The sequence below is a fragment of the Microcoleus sp. PH2017_34_RAT_O_A genome (assembly GCF_020737885.1).
Lineage (GTDB): Bacteria > Cyanobacteriota > Cyanobacteriia > Cyanobacteriales > Microcoleaceae > Microcoleus.
Genome location: NZ_JAEQDD010000077.1, coordinates 14,652 through 31,775, shown reverse-complemented (window position 1 = coordinate 31,775; position 17,124 = coordinate 14,652). Strand labels below are relative to the sequence as shown.

The window sequence follows — 17,124 nt, the reverse complement described above, 5'->3', positions numbered from 1 at the left end:
AGGGATCGACTAATTAGTTAGTTAATTAGTTAGTTCGTGCAGCAGCCAAAATCCTGCAAAAGATTCCGATTGTGGATTCGACTGAATTGCTAAAAAATGTACTTGTTTTGCTTGCTTTTTCGCCGCTTCAAATCCTTTCGCTTCTTTCTCAGTTGCTGAGTCTCTGAGATTAGCTATAATCCAGCGATCGTTAGCTCCCGTATCTAATACCAGCCTAGGGATAGGGGCGCTATCATATCTGAGAAAAGCTAATTCCAAACCCGACATCCAACCTGCTAAAGCCGTTGCTCTCGATGAGTAGATGATTAATCCTGGAATTTGTGTTTCCGGGGCGAGGCGTGTCATCGGGAGTCCGAAAGCTTCGCCAAATCCAATATCCCACTCGGACATTTCGTCAAAAGCTGCGATCGGCAAACTCACAAACGACCATTTTTCGCCGATCAAGGCATCCGGCAGCGCTATGGGCGTTTCGGGTACAAATTGAACGGTGGGGTTCACAACCGGCTGATAACCCGGTTCGGCGGGATAAACGTCTTGCATCCGTTCTTCCAGCCACAGGCTGAGGGCGAGGGTGCGGCGGCTGGAGGCTGAGGGAATATCCAATTCCTCGCAGGCTTTGGTAATCATGTTCGCCATTTGGCGGCGAAAAAAGCGGATTTTTTCGGGTGGTTTCGGTGCAGAGGCGATCGCATCTTTAATTGCACCAGCCAGCCACAGGGAATTCACGGTTGTACTGGGGCAGAATTGCGAATAGCGAAACAGAGATTCTGCCTTGTCGCCTACATTCAGCGGGCTTTCGCAAATCAACACTTCCCATTTTTTTTTCTCTCGCTCGTCTAGGATTGGACGGCTGTAAAAGTCGAGTTCCCAAATAGTAGCCATGCCGCGCTGTTAAAAATTAATCCTTTCTCATGTTACCTGACATCGGGCAGGTTTCTGATGAGTGAGAATTTAAGACTGATTTTCAATTGCGGGCGATCGCGCTTACCAAAGAAATGGGTTTAAAGCCCCGTCTTTCAAGACGGCTTTTCTTGATTCTGGATATAGCGTTTGAGGACTTCCAGTGGCGCTCCTCCGACAGAAGCAGCAAAATAGCTAGGACTCCATAAAGCTTCTTTCCCGCAAGGCTTTGGAAACCCCTCTTGTCCATATTTCCTGCTAGAAACGCCCTTGAGTGCATTCACCATAGCAGAAATCGATAGCTTGGGAGGATACTCGATCAAAGCGTGGATGTGGTCGCTTTCTCCATTAAACTCTCGAATCTGAAAATTCATCTTCTTAGCCACATCCCTAAACGACGCTTCAATCACCGCAAGGCTGTTGGCAGTAAATACCGACCTACGATATTTGGTCACACAGACCAAGTGAATTTTCAGATCCGTAATGCTGTGCCTTTCTTTGCGAAGAAGAGTTTTCACCTTGAGCGCACCGATGTATAATTGAGCAACAGACCAACTATAGCACCTCAACGTGAAAGCCAGATATCGCTACCGATTCTACCCAACAAACCAGCAACGACAAAGCTTAAGTCGGTTGTTCGGCTGCGTCCGGGTAGTTTGGAACGATGCGTTGGCTTTGTGCAAGGCTTCCTCCAAATTGTCAAGCAACGGAGATTTGCAGAAATTGCTTATCACTGAAGCGAAAAAGACTGAAGAAAGGTGCTGGCTGTCAGAAGTTTCAGCAATACCATTGCAGCAGTCCATCGCCGATTTAGGTGTTGCTTATAAAAACTTTTTTAGCTCTCTCAATGGCAAGCCCAAAGGCAAAAAGTTAGGCAGTCCCAGGTTTAAGAAAAAGACCAATCAGCAATCGGCAAGACTAACTCGCGGCGGTTTTTCAATTAACAATGAAACGGTTTACTTGGCAAAAATTGGGAGTGTAAATCCAATTTGGTCAAGAGAACTGCCGTCTGAACCTAGTTCTGTAACAGTAATTAAAGACTGTGCCAACCGTTATTTTCTCAGTTTCGTGGTCGAGATCGAACCAGTCAATATCAATCCTAAAAACCAAAGCATTGGGATTGACCTGGGGATAAAAACCTTCGCGTTCATGAGTGATGGCACAAAAGCTGAAAGCCCAATCTACACAAAGATTGACCGCAAAGTGAGGAAGTTGCAGCGCAAGTTGAGCCGACAAGAAAAAGGCTCCAGAGGCTGGGAAAAGACTCGGATTAAAAGAGCCAAAACGCACAACAAAATTGCGGACACGCGCCAAGACTTCCTGCACAAGCTATCGACTAAAGTGGTCAGCGAAAACCAAGCCATCATCTTAGAAGACTTGAATGTGTCGGCAATGATGAAAAACCGCAAACTTTCTAGGGCAATCAGCCTTCAGGGTTGGCGACAATTCAGAGTATTTTGCGAGGCTAAGTCGGTCAAATACGGCAGAGAGTTTGTAGTAATTAGTCGTTGGGAACCGACCAGCCAAGTTTGTTCCGAATGTGGATACAAATGGGGCAAGCTAGACTTAAAAGTGCGGTCAGTGCAGTGCGTAAATTGCGGGGCTACACACGACCGCGACGAGAATGCCGCCAAGAATATAAATAAAGTCGGGATGGGGAATCGCCACGACTCTAAATGCACGTCGAGACGGAGTAAAACTATTTCGGTAGTATCTGTCGGTGAAGCGTGAAGAATCCCCGTCCGCGACGGTCGGGGAGTATTTCAACTAACTAATTATGCCTCTGCCTACTTGGCGGGCGATCGCACTTTCCCCAAAAATACCGCTCTCCTTCGCCACTTCCCATCTAAATTTCCGCAGCAGCACCCAACCGGACACATTAGCAATTGCGATCGTAACAGTTCCCCAGCAATCTCAACCCGCGATATTTGTTAAACTTGTCGAAGCCAAGGAAAACTCAAACTATAGCTTGATCCCATGAGACAAATCATTCTCGACAAGATTGTTTCAACCCTACAACCTTTAGATTTTGTTCTCGCTTTGTGGCAGGGAGGTTCAGCAGCCCACGGCTACACAGACGAATGGTCAGACCTCGATATTGCAGTTGTGGTTGCAGATAACTGTGTCGAACAAGCGTTTGAGATTGTCGAAAAAACTATCGCCGAAATTGGTGAAATCGAACTCAAATATCGAGTTCAATAACCTGCTTGGCACGGTCAATCCCAGTGCTTTTGGCGGCTCAAAGAAACCCCACCGTTCTTGCTAATTGATTTTGCCGTTTTCCGGCGCAGCAGCCGCAACGAATTTCTGGAAATCGAGAGACACGGGAAAGTCCCGTGAAGCGAAGCTATCCCGTAGGGAATCGCTTTTGACAAAGCCAATTTAATTGTACCGCCTCATTTGGATACAAACAAGCATCTTTCCCAAATGCAAGCCAGATTCAACGAAATCAAAATTCTTTTTGATTTGCTGCAACCTCTGGTCAAAAAAGAGATATATCGCGGGCATTTAGTAGATGCGATCGGCAACTATCACAACTGGACGCTTTTACCCTTGATCGAACTCTTGGGCACGATCTACCGTCCCCACAGATACGACTTTAAACTCAAATATTTCACCCGAGATTTTCCGGCCGCAATAGTCGATCGCGTCACACCGCTTTTCTGCATTGCCAATCTGGAAGATTTAGCAGCAAAACAGCAAACAGCCGAGGCTTTTTTTGCAGATACATTACCGCAGGCAGAAGCGAAATTATACTCTAATACCAATTCTCAAAATTAGTAGTAGGGTGCGTCAGCCACTTCTGGCTCCCCACCTAAAAATTAGGCTCCTCGCTGACGCACCCTACAATATCTTCGATCCTTCAACCGCAGATGTCAGACAGATGCAACACAGATAAACGCAGATAATTTCCGGGTGTTTTCCGATTTTTGTAAGAGGTCTATTATACTCTAATACCAATTCTCAAAATTAGGGAAACAGGACTGCCGTTTCGACCCAGAGATGACCGACAAGGCACTGCAATTTGCCACGCAGATCGCGAAAACGGTAAAACCAGTTTATCAAGGTAATATGAAAGTTTTAACAATTGGCATAAAATTTAGGATTGTAGCAATATACTGTCAATCTTGTGCAAGAATATCCTATTAAACCTAGAGGGCCCAAGCCCAACAACGTCCGCGAATCTTTTTGAGAACCGCTATAACCTAAAGTGCTAAAGATTTCGTTCCTAAAGCGATTAATATAGTAGCAGCAACCTTAAATATTAACATCCCATGACAAAACTCAGCGTCAACATCAACAGAATCGCCCTCCTCAGAAACTCTAGAAATATCGGCATTCCCAGCGTTACCGAAGCTGCAAAAACAGTAATCGCCGCCGGAGCCCACGGCGTCACAGTCCATCCCCGCCCCGACGAAAGGCACATCAAAGCTGCCGATGTTTACGAATTAGCCAAAATGCTAACCGTCGAGTTCAACATCGAAGGAAATCCGTTTCAGCCGCCATTTATGGATATAGTTTGCGATGTCAAACCGGCTCAGTGTACCTTAGTGCCAGACGCTCCAGACGTGCTCACCTCGGATAGCGGTTGGGATATTCCCGAAAATCGCGATCGCCTCTTACCAATTATTGAAAAATTAAAAGACAACGGCATCAGAGTCAGCTTGTTTATGGACGCAGATGCTGCTCTCATGCCCCTAGCCAAAGAAGTTGGAGCAGACCGAGTAGAGCTGTACACGGAACCCTATGCAACTGCTTTTCGTGAAGGGAATGTAGAATCTGTTTTTCAACAGTATGTTTTAGCAGCTAAAGCGGCTCAATCTGTAGGTTTGGGAGTGAATGCCGGACACGATTTAAATTTGCAAAATTTAGCTAAGTTTTGCTCTATTCCTGATATACTAGAAGTCTCGATCGGTCACGCTTTAATTGCGGAAGCGTTAGAAATGGGCTTGTCGAACACAGTAGAAGCTTACCTAAAGATTCTGTCGGGTTCCTAGTACAAATAAACCTCGCTGTAAAAGCCCGGTTTTGCACAAAAATCGCAACTAAACCCGCCTGGAGAAACGCTACTCGCCTCTAAGCGCTCTCTACAAAATAGAGTTTGTGCGATCGCCCGCAACAGCTAACAGTAGAAACCGTCACCCCCTGCGGGTGATAGCGGTTTTCTAGTAGCAAGCTAAATCCCGGAGCGAAGATACCGGGTTTTTTGGGCGTTGGCATTTTTTGGGGCCAACTCCCCGATAAAAGCTTTAATTTTCCTTGACCAAATTACTAATATTTTCACCGATACTATGCTGTCAGGAGTATGATTAAAATGTCACGGCAAACTGAGGCTACCACTTAGCTCCCGCATTGTAAATTTGCTACCAGTAGGTTTGGTGCAAGTACGGGAAATTCAGGTATCCTCTATACTGCTGTAGCCGATCGCGATCGCGCCTACTTAATCCGGTGCAAACAGGCAAACACAAGTAACCATATACAACTCCTTACCCCTGCCAAGTGCGACATGAAAAAACTAATTTTACTGACTGGAATGCTACTCATGATGACGGCAAAATCCGTATTTGCCAGCCCTGTAGCCCCCAAATTTGAACCGAGCGAGCGGATGGCCGCTGCGGAAATTACACAAACTGTTAATACACCCGTTACTTCTGTCCTAGTTGCTAAGCAAGAACCGATCGAGCCAACATCAGTTACCCCAGCCCCGGTTGCGAAGCTAGAGCCGATCGAGCGAATGTCAACCTCGGAAATTCGAGCCACCATCAGCCAACCAACCACCTATATTTTTGAAGGCGTCAAAGGGCGAGAACTCACACTCTCGCTGTGGGCGGGAAAACTGACAGCCCAACTGTACAGCCCCAACGGTCAAAATCTGGGAGTTGTTGACAAAAGTGACAATCAGTGGATAGGTCAGTTGCCAGAGTCCGGCATTTATCGCGTGCGAGTTACTCCGAAAGGTGAGACTAGCGCCTTCGTACTCGAACGCGACTTTAACGCCAAGTGGACTTATAGGCCCGATCGCGCACTTCCCATAGCATACGGGGAAACAGAAGCCACAGTTAGGCTCAAAATGTCCGGCTACCAAATCCAGCCCCTGACAGTTCCCGGAAAACAGGGACAGACAATCACCGTGAATGCTAGCAACAAAAATCTCGATGTGGCGATCGAATCTCCATCGGGACAACTCCTAGATCAAGGCGAAGGTCAAACTTTTGCTCAACTCCCCGAGTCTGGCACCTACAAGGTGCTGATAGTTGCCAACAGGCCAGTTAAATCCTCGATCAGAGTTGCGGTGCGATAGATCGAGATAGATAGCAAAAACATTCTTGATGGCGATCTAAATTTCCCTCGCCCAACCACAAAAGCTCGCCCGAAACGCGAGCTTTTTTTTGCGTAAAATCAACCGCCCAGAACTTCAACAGTTGACAGTTGACAGTTGACAGTTGACAGTTGATCTTTGGTAGGGGCAGTGGATGGTGCGTGCCTGCCCTCTTAGTTGACCTGTGACAGTTTGAGAATAACCTCTACCCTTAAGTCCGAGTATTGGAGTAATGAATAGTCTGATTTTAATTTCTCCCGCTCCGGCGGGCGGGCTTTCAACCAATTCTTTCTGGTTAGTTATATCAATTCTGGTTACACCGAAATGATGTTGACAGTTAACTGTTAACTGTTAACTGTTGATTGTTGATTGTTGGCGGATTAAACAATACCGATGCAACCGGAAACAATATTAGGGGAGCATCTCAGTTTTGGAAAAAGCATTTTTTTTACAGTGCGAGCGTCCCCGCTCGCGAGTAGTGTACAGCTCGCGAGCGAGACGCTCGCACTGCGCTATAATTTCGATTTAACGTAACTGACAACTGTCAACTGACAACTGTCAACTGTCAACTGACCTCTCAACCTTCGATCAGTGCTGCAAAACGTTCTTGTTTCCAAATACAGCTTAAATCGGAGTCAGCTACAGCTAGCTCTCGGTATAAATTAGGCATAAACTCCACAGCCCGCTGCAAATTGTCAAGGGCCAAATCAGCAAAGCCCAGCAGCGCATAACAGCAAGCTTGATTGTAAAAAGCGTTAGCAAAATTAGGATTGATTTCTAAGGTAGTTTCATAGCAAGCGATCGCCTCTGAATAGCTACCTTGCCGCGCCAATTCCACACCCCGATTGTACCAAATCAAATAATCCTCAAAGATACACTCTGATGTGGGAGTGAACTTGGCATTTTTCTGATTTAAGCCGACTAATTTTTGCAAAGCAATTCGTCGCTCGCCTACAGCTTCGGCTCTGTCCGGTTTCAGAGCGATCGATCGACTAAAACTAGCCACTGCTTGCTTGTAAAGTCCCATGGAGTTGGCAGCTAGACCGCGATTGTACCAAGCCTTGGCATCATCTGGGTTAAACTCGATCGCGCGATCGAAACTGTTGAGCGCCTGATAGTAAAGTTTTAGCTCTAACAGAGCATTCCCTCGGTTGTACCACGCCCAAGGCGCCTCTGGCTGCAAACTCAAAGAGCGATCGAAACTCAGAACCGCCTTCTGGTAAAGCCCCATATCAATTAGCAAAAGTCCCCGGTTGTGCCAAATACTCGCCGCATATGGGTTGAACTCCAGAGCCCTGTCAAAACTGTTAAGAGCCTCCAAAAAGCGGCCCAACTTTCCTAAAGCAATAGCCCGGTTGTGCCAGCCAAAGCTCGCATCCGGCTGCACCGCCAAGGCCTCATCAAAACTTGAAAGCGCCTCTAAGTGTCGTTCTAAGTTGCCCAAAGCCATACCTCGCCCGAACCAAGCCTTATAATGATCCGATTGCAAGTTCACAGCTCTGTCAAAATTCGCCAGAGCACTATCATGATCGTTAGCTTCGAGGTGGCGCGAACCCAGATGATAATACCAAGCCGCTTCCAAGTTTTGAATTAAGTTCATAATACTTCGCATCTATCTTAGGGATGATTCTACACGAAAAATGCCCGGAGTTAAACTGTAATTTGACTACAAATCAGAAAATTTTGATACAGGGCGATCGCCCGTACAAACAGCCATTAACAACCTCAACAATTGACAGTTGAAACCGACTATTTTCCTCTCATCAAATGCTCTTTTAGCTAACCACACTCATCACTGGTTGGAGCTGCTGCAAATCTCAGGCTGGCGCGAGTCACGCAACTATTACCAGAAATTAAAATCAGACTATTCATTACTCCAATCCTCGGACTTAAGGGTAGAGGTCGCTCTCAAACTGTCAACTGTCAACTGTCAACTGTCAACTGTCAACTGTCAACTATTACCCCATCCAAAATTAGGTTTGCAATTACACTAAAAGTGCAAATCTCGTAGTGCCAATAGATCCAACTTCTGCTTACCCAATTCAAGCAACCACAACCGCTGTTTGAGCAGTCTCGCTCAACAGCAACCTGCCTGAAGCATCAATACTAAAATCCTTCCCCAGCACAAAACCCTTGCCCATCAAGCGCTTGCAAACAACCAGCGCCGTAATGCGGCGAATTTCTTCCATCACATCAGCAGGAATCAAATAACTCAAACTCCAGATCACCGACTCACAGTCAGACCAAATCAAGCGCTCAATACTGACAATCATCAAAGCAGCTACGCTGTCTGTTGACAGCCGCCCTCTGAGATCTGCAATCAAATCTTTACCAATTAAGCTATTGCGAGTCATCATCGCTCTAGCCATCTTTCCAATTTCTTGTTCGAGTTCTAAATGATTCATGCTTGGCACTGGCTGTTATGTTTTTAAAGCACTAATCGGAGTAAAAACAGTGACTGCTACCAGGCTCTGCTCTAGGGTAGCTGACGCAGGCTCTACCGCAACTCCTTTTAACAAAGTATACCTAAAGAAAGATTAAAAATGTATCTAAAGGCAGATACTAAAATTTATTTTTTTTATCATAAATGGATGAAAAACTTCCCACAACAGTTGGTCTGAGCAGCAACTCAGAGCCTGAGGCAAGTTAAGAATTGGTAAATTCGATACATAATAAAGATGTAGTTGCTTCGGAGAAAAAACAGCAATGGCTGCACAAGGGCCAGATATCGATATTGCCCCCTATATCGACCACGCCCTCATCGATCCGGGCGCCACTCCCGAGCAAGTAGAACACTGCTGCCAACAAGCAGAAAGATTTGGGTTTGCCACAGTTTGCGTGTATCCCGCCTACGTGCGACAAGCGGTAAGTCTTCTGCACGGCACAAAGTCAAAAGTTTCGACAGTCATAGGTTTTCCCACGGGAGCAACCACATCAGCAGTCAAACTCTACGAAGCTCTAGAAGCGGCAGACAGCGGAGCCGTTGAGTTAGATGTCTCGGTCAATTTAGGATTGTTGAAAGCCGGAAAAAGCGACGAATTTCACCGGGAATTGGCCGAAATTTGCGAAGAAACCGGACTAACTATCAAGGCGATTATCGAATGCTCGATGCTTTCTGATGAGGAAAAACAATTAGCGGCTGAGCTTTGCATGGAGGCGGGCGCCGTTTATATCAAAACTAACACGGGCTTTTTTGGTGGGGCGACAGTTGAAGATGTACGGTTGTTGAAGGAATTTACTAAGGGAAGAGTTGGTATTAAAGCGGCCGGAGGAATTCGCACTCACGAACAAGCTATAGATTTGATCGTGGCTGGTGCGACTCGTTTGGGGACTTCTCGCGGCCCGGAATTAATCCGCCAGCGGGATAATTTAAATCAGACTCATTAGTGATGGAAAGGTACGTAGTTGCGCTTGAGCGCTCTTTCATATATCTAAGAAAAGAGCGCTAAAGCGCAACAACATACCTCAAAATTAATTCCTAGTCATTAGTGATGGAAAGGTACGTAGTTGCGCTTGAGCGCTCTTTCATATATCTAAGAAAAGAGCGCTAAAGCGCAACAACATACCTCAAAATTAATTCGTATAAGAGTGCCGTTGTAAATCTAAAATCTATAATCTAGTGACTCGAACTTACAAAGCAATTGGAATCAATCTTAAGAGTGCGCCGATCGGCGAATCCGATCGCCTGCTGACAGTTTTGACACGGGAATTTGGCTTAATTAAAGCCGTAGCACCGGGTGTTCGCAAACAACGATCGAGCATTGGCGGGAGAAGCGAATTATTTGTAGTCAACGAATTGCTCATCGCCAAAGGTCGATCGCTCGACAAGATTACCCAAGCGTCCACCGTCGAATCCTATCCGGGTTTGAGCCGCAACCTGGGAAAACTATCAGCCGCGCAATATTTGGCCGAATTGGCGATCGCCAGCGCCCTTTCCGACGAACCGCAAGAATCACTTTTCTTTTTGCTGGGCGAACACTTGAGCCGTTTGGAGCGTTTGTCCGATCGCACAGAAATTGAATCCGCCGCCCTGCTAGTCGCCCATCTAGCCCAGGGTATTTTTCACTTGCTAGCCCTAGCAGGCCTCGCGCCCCAAGTCCAAGTCTGCTGTGCCACCAGAGTGCCACTCATCCCAAATTTCACAGATCCGAACTGGCAAACCGGGTTTAGTATACCCTCTGGGGGAACCTTCAGCTTGCCAGAGCTAGCTAACCTAGAGGCAGAACTTTCCTCACAAACTGGCAGCCTGTACAGATCCAGCTCCCGTTCCCGGCAAACGAGCGACAGCAAACACTTGACAAATTTCCATATTAATGCTAAAGAATTAGCTGCACTGCAACAGTTGGGGAGTGCAGAACTAGGAGAGGGGATTGCCGATCGGGGGACTTGGATATCAGTAGAAAATATTTTGCGGCAATATGCCCAGTATCATTTAGGTTGCACGATTCGATCGGGAAGCTCGATCGACACGTACTTGGAGAGTTTTGAGTTTTAAATTTTGAATCTCGTGGAGTAAAAATCTCACCCAGCTTGCGGGATATCCGAACCTGTAAGCAATTTCAGGTAAATGCTCAAAATTCTTGCAAAACTAGATAATAAGAAAAGTTACGAGTTATTAAATTTAGAGGTTAACGCCTCAATTTGAAATTCCCATCCCCCCCAAGCTCAACCATCCCAGGCGATCCACCCCAAATCCTATGATGCGACTGTCCGATACTGATTTGAGAAGATCTATTTTAGCTGTGACCCACCACAAGATGGAAGAACGAGAAAATTTTCCAGATTTTAACTCATCGCCCGTCTTTGCCGATCGACAATGGAGTAACGCCCAAGACCCAGAAATGGACAAATATCCCACAAATCCAGAAACAGACTGGAACAACGGCAACAGCCAGCAACCAGAAGCCATCCCCGCGCTGTCAACAGCAGCAACCGCAGCAGATCTCGCGGAAGCAGCAGGCGAAACTCCCGAGCAACAAACCGGATTTCTGCCGGTGCTCAAAAACCGAAATTTTCTAGCGCTGTGGAGCGGGCAAGTTTTCTCGCAACTAGCAGATAAAGTTTATCTCGTACTGACGATCGCCCTGGTAGCCAGCAGATTTCAAGCGCCAGATCAAACCATCAGCAGGTGGGTATCGGCAATCATGATCGCCTTTACCATACCTGCGGTGTTATTTGGGGCTGCTGCGGGCGTATATGTCGATCGTTGGTCAAAAAAAGCAGTGCTCGTAGCCACAAACCTGCTGCGGGGAGGCTTCGTCTTGACATTGCCTTTGCTGTTGTGGCTCTCCGACGGGTGGGAACTCGGTCAACTACCGCTCGGATTCTGCTTGCTGCTGCTAGTGACATTCCTAGTTTCCACCCTAACTCAATTTTTCGCCCCAGCAGAACAGTCAGTAATTCCCTTAATTGTTGAACGCCGCCACCTGCTATCGGCAAACTCGCTCTACACCACAACCATGATGGGTTCGGTGATTATCGGCTTTGCAGTCGGAGAACCCTTACTAGCCTTAGCCGACACTCTATTTACCAATCTCGGTGGCGGACTCGGCATCGGCAAAGAATTAGTAGTCGGCGGAAGTTACGCCTTCGCCGGAGTGCTGTTGCTGTCGATGAAAACAGGCGAAAAAAACGAAGTCGAACACGAACCGCCGCATCCCCTAGCAGATTTAAAAGACGGGCTGCGTTACATCAACGATCAACCGAAAGTCCGCAATGCTTTAATTCAACTAATTATTCTATTTTCCATTTTTGCAGCCTTAGCAGTTCTAGCGGTGCGGCTGGCAGAAATCCTGCCCGGTATGAAAGCGTCGCAATTTGGATTTTTGCTGGCTGCGGTGGGCGTCGGGATGGCTGCTGGGGCGACGACTGTCGGCTATCTCGGCCACAAATTTTCTCATTCCCAACTTAGTTTAATCGGATCTGTTGGTATGGCAATTGCTCTGATGGGTATTTCTGCATTTACACACCATTTGTGGATCTCGGTGCTGTTCATTACCCTGTTGGGTTTGTTTGCTTCGTTGGTGGGAGTGCCGATGCAGACGACAATTCAAGCAGAAACCCCAGAAGAAATGCGGGGAAAAGTTTTCGGGCTGCAAAACAATGCGACTAATATCGCTTTGAGTTTACCATTAGCTTTAGCGGGAGTAGCAGAAACATTTCTGGGTTTGCCGACGGTATTTTTGGCTTTAGCGGGATTGGCGATCGCAGGTGGCGTCTTAACCTGGTATATTTCCCGTAGCACTAATAGCAAAGTCGATCGAATTTAAAACATAACAAACTCTGATTTACTCGAATGCACATCGCTTGGCTAGGAAAAAAATCACCTTTTTGCGGTAATGTAACTTACTCCAGGGAAGTCACTAACGCCTTATTAGACCGGGAATACCAGGTCAGTTTCCTGCACTTTGCCCAAGAAGCGGGCCAAATTGACAGGAATAATGCCGCGTGGAGCGTAGCAAATGGAAAATGGGGAAGTGGAATTACTCCAACTTCATATACCAATTCGCTTTCGCCCGCGAGTTGCAACGAAGTTTCTTTACCCTGTCACTACAAATCGCAAATTTATACGATTCCAACTCTCAAATCCCGCACAGTGTTGATGAAGTCTTTGCGGCGGCTGAAACCGGATGTTGTTCACGCTTCCCTGACGCTTTCGCCCCTAGACTTTTTGCTGCCGGAAATTTGTCAGGAATTGAATTTGCCTTTGGTGGCGACTTTTCACCCGCCGTTCGATCGCAAATTGCGGAATTTGACATCGGGAACCCAACACCTGATGTATCAACTGTACGCTCCGTTTTTGGCTAACTACGACTCGACGATCGTCTTTTCTTACATTCAGCGAGATATTTTGGTGAAGTTGGGAGTGCCGGAAGAACGGGTAGCTGTGATTCCCAACGGCGTAGACGCCCAGAAGTATTCGCCCGGGCCTTCGGGGTTGAAGTCGGAATTAAAAGCCGATCGCATATTTGTATATCAAGGCCGCATTGCCCCCGAGAAAAATGTTGAGGCTTTGCTGAAGGCCTGGAAACAATGTAATTTTGGCCCTGGCAACGTATTGGCGATCGTAGGCGACGGGCCCCTCGCCGCCTCGCTGCAACTGTCCTACGGCGAAGAGGACGGCATTGTATGGCTCGGATTTGTCGCCGAGGAGGAACGCCGGATCGAAATTCTGCGCGGTGCAGATGTATTTATTCTGCCTTCTTTGGTGGAGGGATTGTCCCTGTCGCTGCTGGAAGCGATGGCCTGCGGTTTAGCTTGCTTGGCAACGGATGCCGGTGCTGACGGCGAGGCGTTGGAGGAAGGCGCGGGGATAGTTTTGAACACTCAGCGGGTGCGGAGTCAGTTACTAACTTTGCTGCCGTTGTTTTGCGATCATCCTGAGTTTGGAATGCTGCTGGGCCAAAAAGCGCGCCAACGGGCGATCGAGCGCTACACTCTCAGTCAAAATATTACTGAGTTGGAAAAGCTTTATGCAGAAGTTTTGCAGAGGCAGCGCGTGCCAGTTCGCGGTTTAGCATGATTTAGCAGGAACAAGAAAAGGAAGAATGCTCGTCCCCAGGCAGAGCCTCTGGGTATCGGTTCCCAGGCTCTGCCTAGGAACCAGTTCAATGCCCAATTCTCAATCCCTCCGCTTCGCTTCGCCCAATTCCCAACAGAATGACTTACAAAAATCCTGCTCCTACAGTTGATATTATCATCGAATTGGTCGATCGCCCGCAGCGACCGATCGTACTTATAGAACGCTTGCATATTCCCTACGGTTGGGCGATTCCCGGCGGCTTTGTCGATTATGGGGAATCGGTAGAAACGGCGGCAAAACGCGAAGCTTTAGAAGAAACAAGTTTGAATGTAGAATTAATCGAGCAATTTTACGTTTATTCCGATCCAAATCGCGACGCGCGGCAACATACAATCAGTATTGTATTCTTGGCTGCGGCAACTGGCGAACCTCAAGCTGCGGATGATGCTAAAAATTTACAAGTTTTTGAGTCTTGGCAGATTCCCGAGCAATTGTGTTTCGATCACGATCGCATTTTACGCGATTATTGGCGTTACCGTCATTACGGATTGCGGCCGCGTTTGACAGTTGACAGTTGACAGTTGACAGTTGACAGTTGTTATGTTTTGGTGACAATAACCAAATAACCAATTCCCAATTCCCAATTCCCAATTACCAATTACCAATTACCAATTACCCATTACCCATTACCAATGAAAATATTGACAATATTAGGTGGAGGTGCATGGGGTTCGGCCCTGGCAAATCTGGGAGGTAAAAAGGGCGATCGGGTAAATTTGTGGTCGCGCCGCAGTTCTTTTAGTCTAGAATCGGTTATAACTGGCGCCGATGTTGTGGTTTCGGCAGTTTCGATGAAAGGAGTTGGCGAAACAGTCGATCGCCTGCTTGCCTTAAATCCAAATCCCCGTACAATTATAGTTACTGTCACCAAAGGTTTAGATCCCGCCACGACGCGCACTCCATCTCAAATTTGGCAAAATGCCTTTCCTAATAATCCAATTGTCGTACTTTCCGGCCCCAATCTTTCCGAAGAAATTCAGCGAGGATTACCCGCTGCCACGGTAGCGGCGAGTTTGGATTTAGCGGCGGCGAAGCAAGTACAAACTATTTACAGTTCGGATATTTTTCGGGTTTATGTCAATCAAGATCCCCTGGGGACTGAGTTGGGGGGCACTTTGAAGAATGTTTTTGCGATCGCCGCTGGTGTTTGCGATGGTTTACAATTAGGAACTAATGCTAAATCTGCTTTGTTAACTCGCGCCTTGCCGGAAATGATTCGGGTAGGGGTTCGTTTGGGAGCACGCGCCGAAACTTTTTATGGTTTGTCTGGTTTGGGAGATTTACTCGCTACTTGCAATAGTGCTTTGTCGCGCAATTATCGGGTTGGTTTCGGATTGGCGAAAGGTAAGTCTTTGGAGGAAGTTTTGCAGGAATTGCAGAGCACTGCTGAGGGAGTTAATACTACTAATGTGTTAATTGATTTGGCGGATCGGCGCGAGATTGAAGTCCCTGTTTCCAGTCAAGTTTACCGTTTGCTGAATGGTAAAATTACTCCCGAACAAGCTGTTTTATCGCTGATGGAACGTGCTTTGAAACCGGAGATTTAAGAACCGTACAGGTGGCGATTAGCGAAAATTCATCAACTGCGATCGCAAATCGAGTACAACCAGCACCAAACAACTTACTTAAATTCTGGAAACTATGGTTAAAATACCCAATTGGTTAATCTATGCACTCGTTTGTTCATTATTATACGGCTTTTGGGGATTTTTTGGCAAGTTAGCAACTAAATCTATTGACTATAAAACAGTTTTTGTTTATGAAACAATCGGCGCTATTTTAACTACAGTATTTATTCTGGCCAGCAGTAAAGACTTGAGTCTTGAGGGGAATATTACAGGAATCGTATTTGCTTTATTAATCGGTGTTTGCGGAACTGTAGCATCGGTGATTTTTCTGAGATCCATTGAAAGCGGGCCAGTTATCAGCGTCATCAGCATTACATCACTGTACCCGCTAATTACTGTATTTCTATCATATTTCTTCCTGAAAGAAGCAATTACAATCCCGCAAATTATCGCTCTTGTGCTAGCCATAGTTGCAGTTATACTTGCGTCTTAGTTGAAATATAGGAGTTATCAAAAAAGTATTGTAGGGTGCATCGCTCTTGACAATTTAGGAATCAGTTTGAAAATCTCGCAGCGACGCACCCTACCAATATTTAGAGCAGCATCACTGAGAATGAGTTTTTTAGAAAAGGCGCTCTAATTTTTTGTATACTTCATCATCGTTACGCTTACCAACTAGAATAATTTCTACCAAATCTTCTTCGGGATTAAAGTTGTAAATAATCCGATACTCGCCACTATCTACCCGATAATAACCCAGATATCCGATTAATTGCTTGCTATCATTAGGTAAAGGATCGACATTCAGCGCTAACACTTTTTTAGCAATTTGAGCCGCTATTTTAGGTTGCAAACCCTTGAGAAAGTCGAGCACTGTTTGTAAACCATCAAGTTTCGCCATTTGCCAGTTGTTTTAGTGTTTCTACAAAGGTTTTGGTACCAACCATTTGAGACTGACTCAGGGCAGATTTTGCGGCTTTTCCTAAAAGCATATCTTCTAGTTCCATCAGTCGCTCTATCAAGCCCTGATAGGCATCAGCCGACATAATTACGTGGCTGGGCTGCGATTTATCTGTGAGTAAAACTGGCTCCACAGCAGCTCGGTTAAAGACTGTCCCCTGTGGATTACATACTTCTGCGAGGGTATAGCTTTGCATGACAGATGTTATGAGTTTGGGTTATGTCTATTTTAAGCAAAATCGGCAGGGGTTGGGAGGTCGATCGATAATTTGGGATTGCAAAAGTAGTCCTGAATGCAAAAAATTAGGTTTTTGAGAAAAATCGCGCACATCTGGGAGAAGTTTCGCAGTCTCGTAAGGTGCGTCACTGTTGAAAATCTAGGAATCAGCTTGAAAATCTCGCAACGACGCACCATACCAAGGAATGCAACCGAAAATGATATAAATACGCTCTATTTACCGCCGTAATAAAACGCAACTTCTTTGTCTTTTAGCGGTGCAAAGTCGGCAGCAATTAGCATTGGATCGAGTTCTGCTTGAGGCAGGTGTTTGACTCCAATTCGGACAATGCGCGATCGCATGGTGTTCGACACGCCGCTGCGCTGTCTTCCGGCTTCTAATCCCATTACTTTCTCGTACAGGTCTAATTTTGCTTTCGGAATCGCAGTGCCGTCAAAATCGATTCCTGAGGCGATCGCCACATCGATCGCATCTGCACCAGTTGTCGATTGAGCTGCTGAGTTTGTTTCTGAAGACATTGTGCTGTGATATCAAAGTTTGTTGTGGGAGCATTTT

General features: G+C 46.4%; 21 protein-coding genes. 13 read left to right on the top strand and 8 right to left on the bottom strand.

Annotated features, from left to right (window positions below):
• Positions 1 to 21: 21 nt before the first annotated feature.
• A complete protein-coding gene (locus JGK11_RS22995) occupies positions 22 to 882 on the bottom strand; it encodes a Tab2/Atab2 family RNA-binding protein (RefSeq protein ID WP_293185160.1) in 861 nt (286 codons plus the stop codon).
• 134 nt (positions 883 to 1,016) lie between these two features.
• Complete coding sequence (gene tnpA, locus JGK11_RS22990; protein WP_293185162.1) at positions 1,017 to 1,418, bottom strand: IS200/IS605 family transposase; 402 nt, start codon at positions 1,416 to 1,418, stop codon at positions 1,017 to 1,019.
• A gap of 52 nt (positions 1,419 to 1,470) precedes the next feature.
• Here tnpA and JGK11_RS22985 point away from each other — a divergent pair, with 52 nt between their 5' ends.
• The 5 genes from JGK11_RS22985 (at position 1,471) to JGK11_RS22965 (ending at position 4,898) form a co-directional block, all read left to right on the top strand.
• The gene (locus JGK11_RS22985) at positions 1,471 to 2,631 is read left to right on the top strand and encodes a transposase (RefSeq protein WP_293213018.1); all 1,161 of its coding nucleotides are present in this window, start codon (positions 1,471 to 1,473) and stop codon (positions 2,629 to 2,631) included.
• 46 nt (positions 2,632 to 2,677) lie between these two features.
• On the top strand, positions 2,678 to 2,881 hold the full coding sequence (locus JGK11_RS22980; RefSeq protein ID WP_293213016.1) for a hypothetical protein: 204 nt from the start codon (positions 2,678 to 2,680) through the stop codon (positions 2,879 to 2,881).
• Complete coding sequence (locus JGK11_RS22975) at positions 2,878 to 3,102, top strand: nucleotidyltransferase domain-containing protein (protein ID WP_293213014.1); 225 nt, start codon at positions 2,878 to 2,880, stop codon at positions 3,100 to 3,102. The genes JGK11_RS22980 and JGK11_RS22975 overlap by 4 nt, the downstream gene beginning before the upstream one ends.
• Positions 3,103 to 3,327: 225 nt before the next feature.
• Entirely contained in the window at positions 3,328 to 3,681 is a 354-nt protein-coding gene (locus JGK11_RS22970) for a hypothetical protein (RefSeq protein WP_293213012.1), read from the top strand.
• A gap of 494 nt (positions 3,682 to 4,175) precedes the next feature.
• Positions 4,176 to 4,898 (top strand): pyridoxine 5'-phosphate synthase, encoded by a 723-nt coding sequence (locus JGK11_RS22965; protein ID WP_293185167.1) that lies wholly within the window; start codon positions 4,176 to 4,178, stop codon positions 4,896 to 4,898.
• A gap of 79 nt (positions 4,899 to 4,977) precedes the next feature.
• On the opposite strand, the gene JGK11_RS22960 is transcribed toward JGK11_RS22965, so the two are convergent.
• Positions 4,978 to 5,121, bottom strand: a complete 144-nt coding sequence (locus JGK11_RS22960; RefSeq protein WP_293185168.1) for a hypothetical protein — start codon at positions 5,119 to 5,121, stop codon at positions 4,978 to 4,980.
• Between the two features lie 286 nt (positions 5,122 to 5,407).
• Between JGK11_RS22960 and JGK11_RS22955 the strand changes: the two genes are divergently transcribed.
• Entirely contained in the window at positions 5,408 to 6,202 is a 795-nt protein-coding gene (locus JGK11_RS22955; protein ID WP_293185169.1) for a hypothetical protein, read from the top strand.
• Positions 6,203 to 6,797: 595 nt separating this feature from the next.
• On the opposite strand, the gene JGK11_RS22950 is transcribed toward JGK11_RS22955, so the two are convergent.
• Together JGK11_RS22950 and JGK11_RS22945 are read right to left on the bottom strand one after the other, a co-directional pair.
• Entirely contained in the window at positions 6,798 to 7,820 is a 1,023-nt protein-coding gene (locus JGK11_RS22950; RefSeq protein WP_293185170.1) for a tetratricopeptide repeat protein, read from the bottom strand.
• A gap of 442 nt (positions 7,821 to 8,262) precedes the next feature.
• Positions 8,263 to 8,625, bottom strand: coding sequence for a hypothetical protein (locus tag JGK11_RS22945; RefSeq protein WP_293185172.1), 363 nt, complete (start codon positions 8,623 to 8,625; stop codon positions 8,263 to 8,265).
• Between the two features lie 301 nt (positions 8,626 to 8,926).
• On the opposite strand from JGK11_RS22945, the gene deoC reads away from it, so the two are divergent.
• The 7 genes from deoC to JGK11_RS22910 all read left to right on the top strand — a co-directional run bounded on the left by deoC (position 8,927) and on the right by JGK11_RS22910 (position 15,863).
• Complete coding sequence (gene deoC / locus JGK11_RS22940) at positions 8,927 to 9,607, top strand: deoxyribose-phosphate aldolase (protein WP_293185173.1); 681 nt, start codon at positions 8,927 to 8,929, stop codon at positions 9,605 to 9,607.
• A 232-nt stretch (positions 9,608 to 9,839) separates the two neighbouring features.
• A complete protein-coding gene (gene recO, locus JGK11_RS22935) occupies positions 9,840 to 10,715 on the top strand; it encodes a DNA repair protein RecO (RefSeq protein ID WP_293185175.1) in 876 nt (291 codons plus the stop codon).
• A 202-nt stretch (positions 10,716 to 10,917) separates the two neighbouring features.
• Positions 10,918 to 12,489: an MFS transporter gene (locus JGK11_RS22930; RefSeq protein WP_293213010.1), complete on the top strand. Its 1,572-nt coding sequence runs from the start codon at positions 10,918 to 10,920 to the stop codon at positions 12,487 to 12,489.
• A 26-nt stretch (positions 12,490 to 12,515) separates the two neighbouring features.
• Complete coding sequence (locus JGK11_RS22925; protein WP_293185178.1) at positions 12,516 to 13,742, top strand: glycosyltransferase family 4 protein; 1,227 nt, start codon at positions 12,516 to 12,518, stop codon at positions 13,740 to 13,742.
• 137 nt (positions 13,743 to 13,879) lie between these two features.
• Positions 13,880 to 14,320, top strand: a complete 441-nt coding sequence (locus JGK11_RS22920) for an NUDIX hydrolase (protein ID WP_293185179.1) — start codon at positions 13,880 to 13,882, stop codon at positions 14,318 to 14,320.
• A gap of 114 nt (positions 14,321 to 14,434) precedes the next feature.
• Positions 14,435 to 15,349, top strand: a complete 915-nt coding sequence (locus JGK11_RS22915) for an NAD(P)H-dependent glycerol-3-phosphate dehydrogenase (RefSeq protein ID WP_293185180.1) — start codon at positions 14,435 to 14,437, stop codon at positions 15,347 to 15,349.
• 94 nt (positions 15,350 to 15,443) lie between these two features.
• Positions 15,444 to 15,863 carry an EamA family transporter gene (locus tag JGK11_RS22910; protein ID WP_293185182.1) on the top strand — a complete coding sequence of 140 codons (420 nt, stop codon included), beginning with the start codon at positions 15,444 to 15,446 and terminating at the stop codon, positions 15,861 to 15,863.
• A gap of 129 nt (positions 15,864 to 15,992) precedes the next feature.
• Here the strand turns inward: JGK11_RS22910 and JGK11_RS22905 are convergent, their stop codons facing one another.
• The 3 genes from JGK11_RS22905 to JGK11_RS22895 all read right to left on the bottom strand — a co-directional run bounded on the left by JGK11_RS22905 (position 15,993) and on the right by JGK11_RS22895 (position 17,087).
• Entirely contained in the window at positions 15,993 to 16,271 is a 279-nt protein-coding gene (locus tag JGK11_RS22905; RefSeq protein ID WP_293185183.1) for a type II toxin-antitoxin system RelE/ParE family toxin, read from the bottom strand.
• Positions 16,258 to 16,527: a prevent-host-death protein gene (locus JGK11_RS22900; protein ID WP_293185184.1), complete on the bottom strand. Its 270-nt coding sequence runs from the start codon at positions 16,525 to 16,527 to the stop codon at positions 16,258 to 16,260. Before JGK11_RS22900 ends, JGK11_RS22905 begins: the two co-directional genes overlap by 14 nt.
• Positions 16,528 to 16,781: 254 nt before the next feature.
• On the bottom strand, positions 16,782 to 17,087 hold the full coding sequence (locus JGK11_RS22895; RefSeq protein ID WP_293185185.1) for a DUF4090 family protein: 306 nt from the start codon (positions 17,085 to 17,087) through the stop codon (positions 16,782 to 16,784).
• Between the last annotated feature and the right edge of the window lie 37 nt (positions 17,088 to 17,124).

Bases quoted from the DNA above. Each gene is read 5' to 3' on its own strand.
- JGK11_RS22895 (WP_293185185.1), bottom strand. From the start codon at position 17,087: ATGTCTTCAGAAACAAACTCAGCAGCTCAATCGACAACTGGTGCAGAT.
- JGK11_RS22950 (WP_293185170.1), bottom strand. From the start codon at position 7,820: ATGAACTTAATTCAAAACTTGGAAGCGGCTTGGTATTATCATCTGGGT.
- deoC (WP_293185173.1), top strand. From the start codon at position 8,927: ATGGCTGCACAAGGGCCAGATATCGATATTGCCCCCTATATCGACCAC.
- JGK11_RS22955 (WP_293185169.1), top strand. From the start codon at position 5,408: ATGAAAAAACTAATTTTACTGACTGGAATGCTACTCATGATGACGGCA.
- JGK11_RS22995 (WP_293185160.1), bottom strand. From the start codon at position 882: ATGGCTACTATTTGGGAACTCGACTTTTACAGCCGTCCAATCCTAGAC.
- JGK11_RS22910 (WP_293185182.1), top strand. From the start codon at position 15,444: ATGGTTAAAATACCCAATTGGTTAATCTATGCACTCGTTTGTTCATTA.
- JGK11_RS22925 (WP_293185178.1), top strand. From the start codon at position 12,516: ATGCACATCGCTTGGCTAGGAAAAAAATCACCTTTTTGCGGTAATGTA.
- JGK11_RS22975 (WP_293213014.1), top strand. From the start codon at position 2,878: ATGAGACAAATCATTCTCGACAAGATTGTTTCAACCCTACAACCTTTA.
- JGK11_RS22965 (WP_293185167.1), top strand. From the start codon at position 4,176: ATGACAAAACTCAGCGTCAACATCAACAGAATCGCCCTCCTCAGAAAC.
- JGK11_RS22960 (WP_293185168.1), bottom strand. From the start codon at position 5,121: ATGCCAACGCCCAAAAAACCCGGTATCTTCGCTCCGGGATTTAGCTTG.
- JGK11_RS22905 (WP_293185183.1), bottom strand. From the start codon at position 16,271: ATGGCGAAACTTGATGGTTTACAAACAGTGCTCGACTTTCTCAAGGGT.
- JGK11_RS22970 (WP_293213012.1), top strand. From the start codon at position 3,328: ATGCAAGCCAGATTCAACGAAATCAAAATTCTTTTTGATTTGCTGCAA.
- JGK11_RS22900 (WP_293185184.1), bottom strand. From the start codon at position 16,527: ATGCAAAGCTATACCCTCGCAGAAGTATGTAATCCACAGGGGACAGTC.
- JGK11_RS22945 (WP_293185172.1), bottom strand. From the start codon at position 8,625: ATGAATCATTTAGAACTCGAACAAGAAATTGGAAAGATGGCTAGAGCG.
- JGK11_RS22930 (WP_293213010.1), top strand. From the start codon at position 10,918: ATGATGCGACTGTCCGATACTGATTTGAGAAGATCTATTTTAGCTGTG.
- JGK11_RS22920 (WP_293185179.1), top strand. From the start codon at position 13,880: ATGACTTACAAAAATCCTGCTCCTACAGTTGATATTATCATCGAATTG.
- JGK11_RS22915 (WP_293185180.1), top strand. From the start codon at position 14,435: ATGAAAATATTGACAATATTAGGTGGAGGTGCATGGGGTTCGGCCCTG.
- JGK11_RS22980 (WP_293213016.1), top strand. From the start codon at position 2,678: ATGCCTCTGCCTACTTGGCGGGCGATCGCACTTTCCCCAAAAATACCG.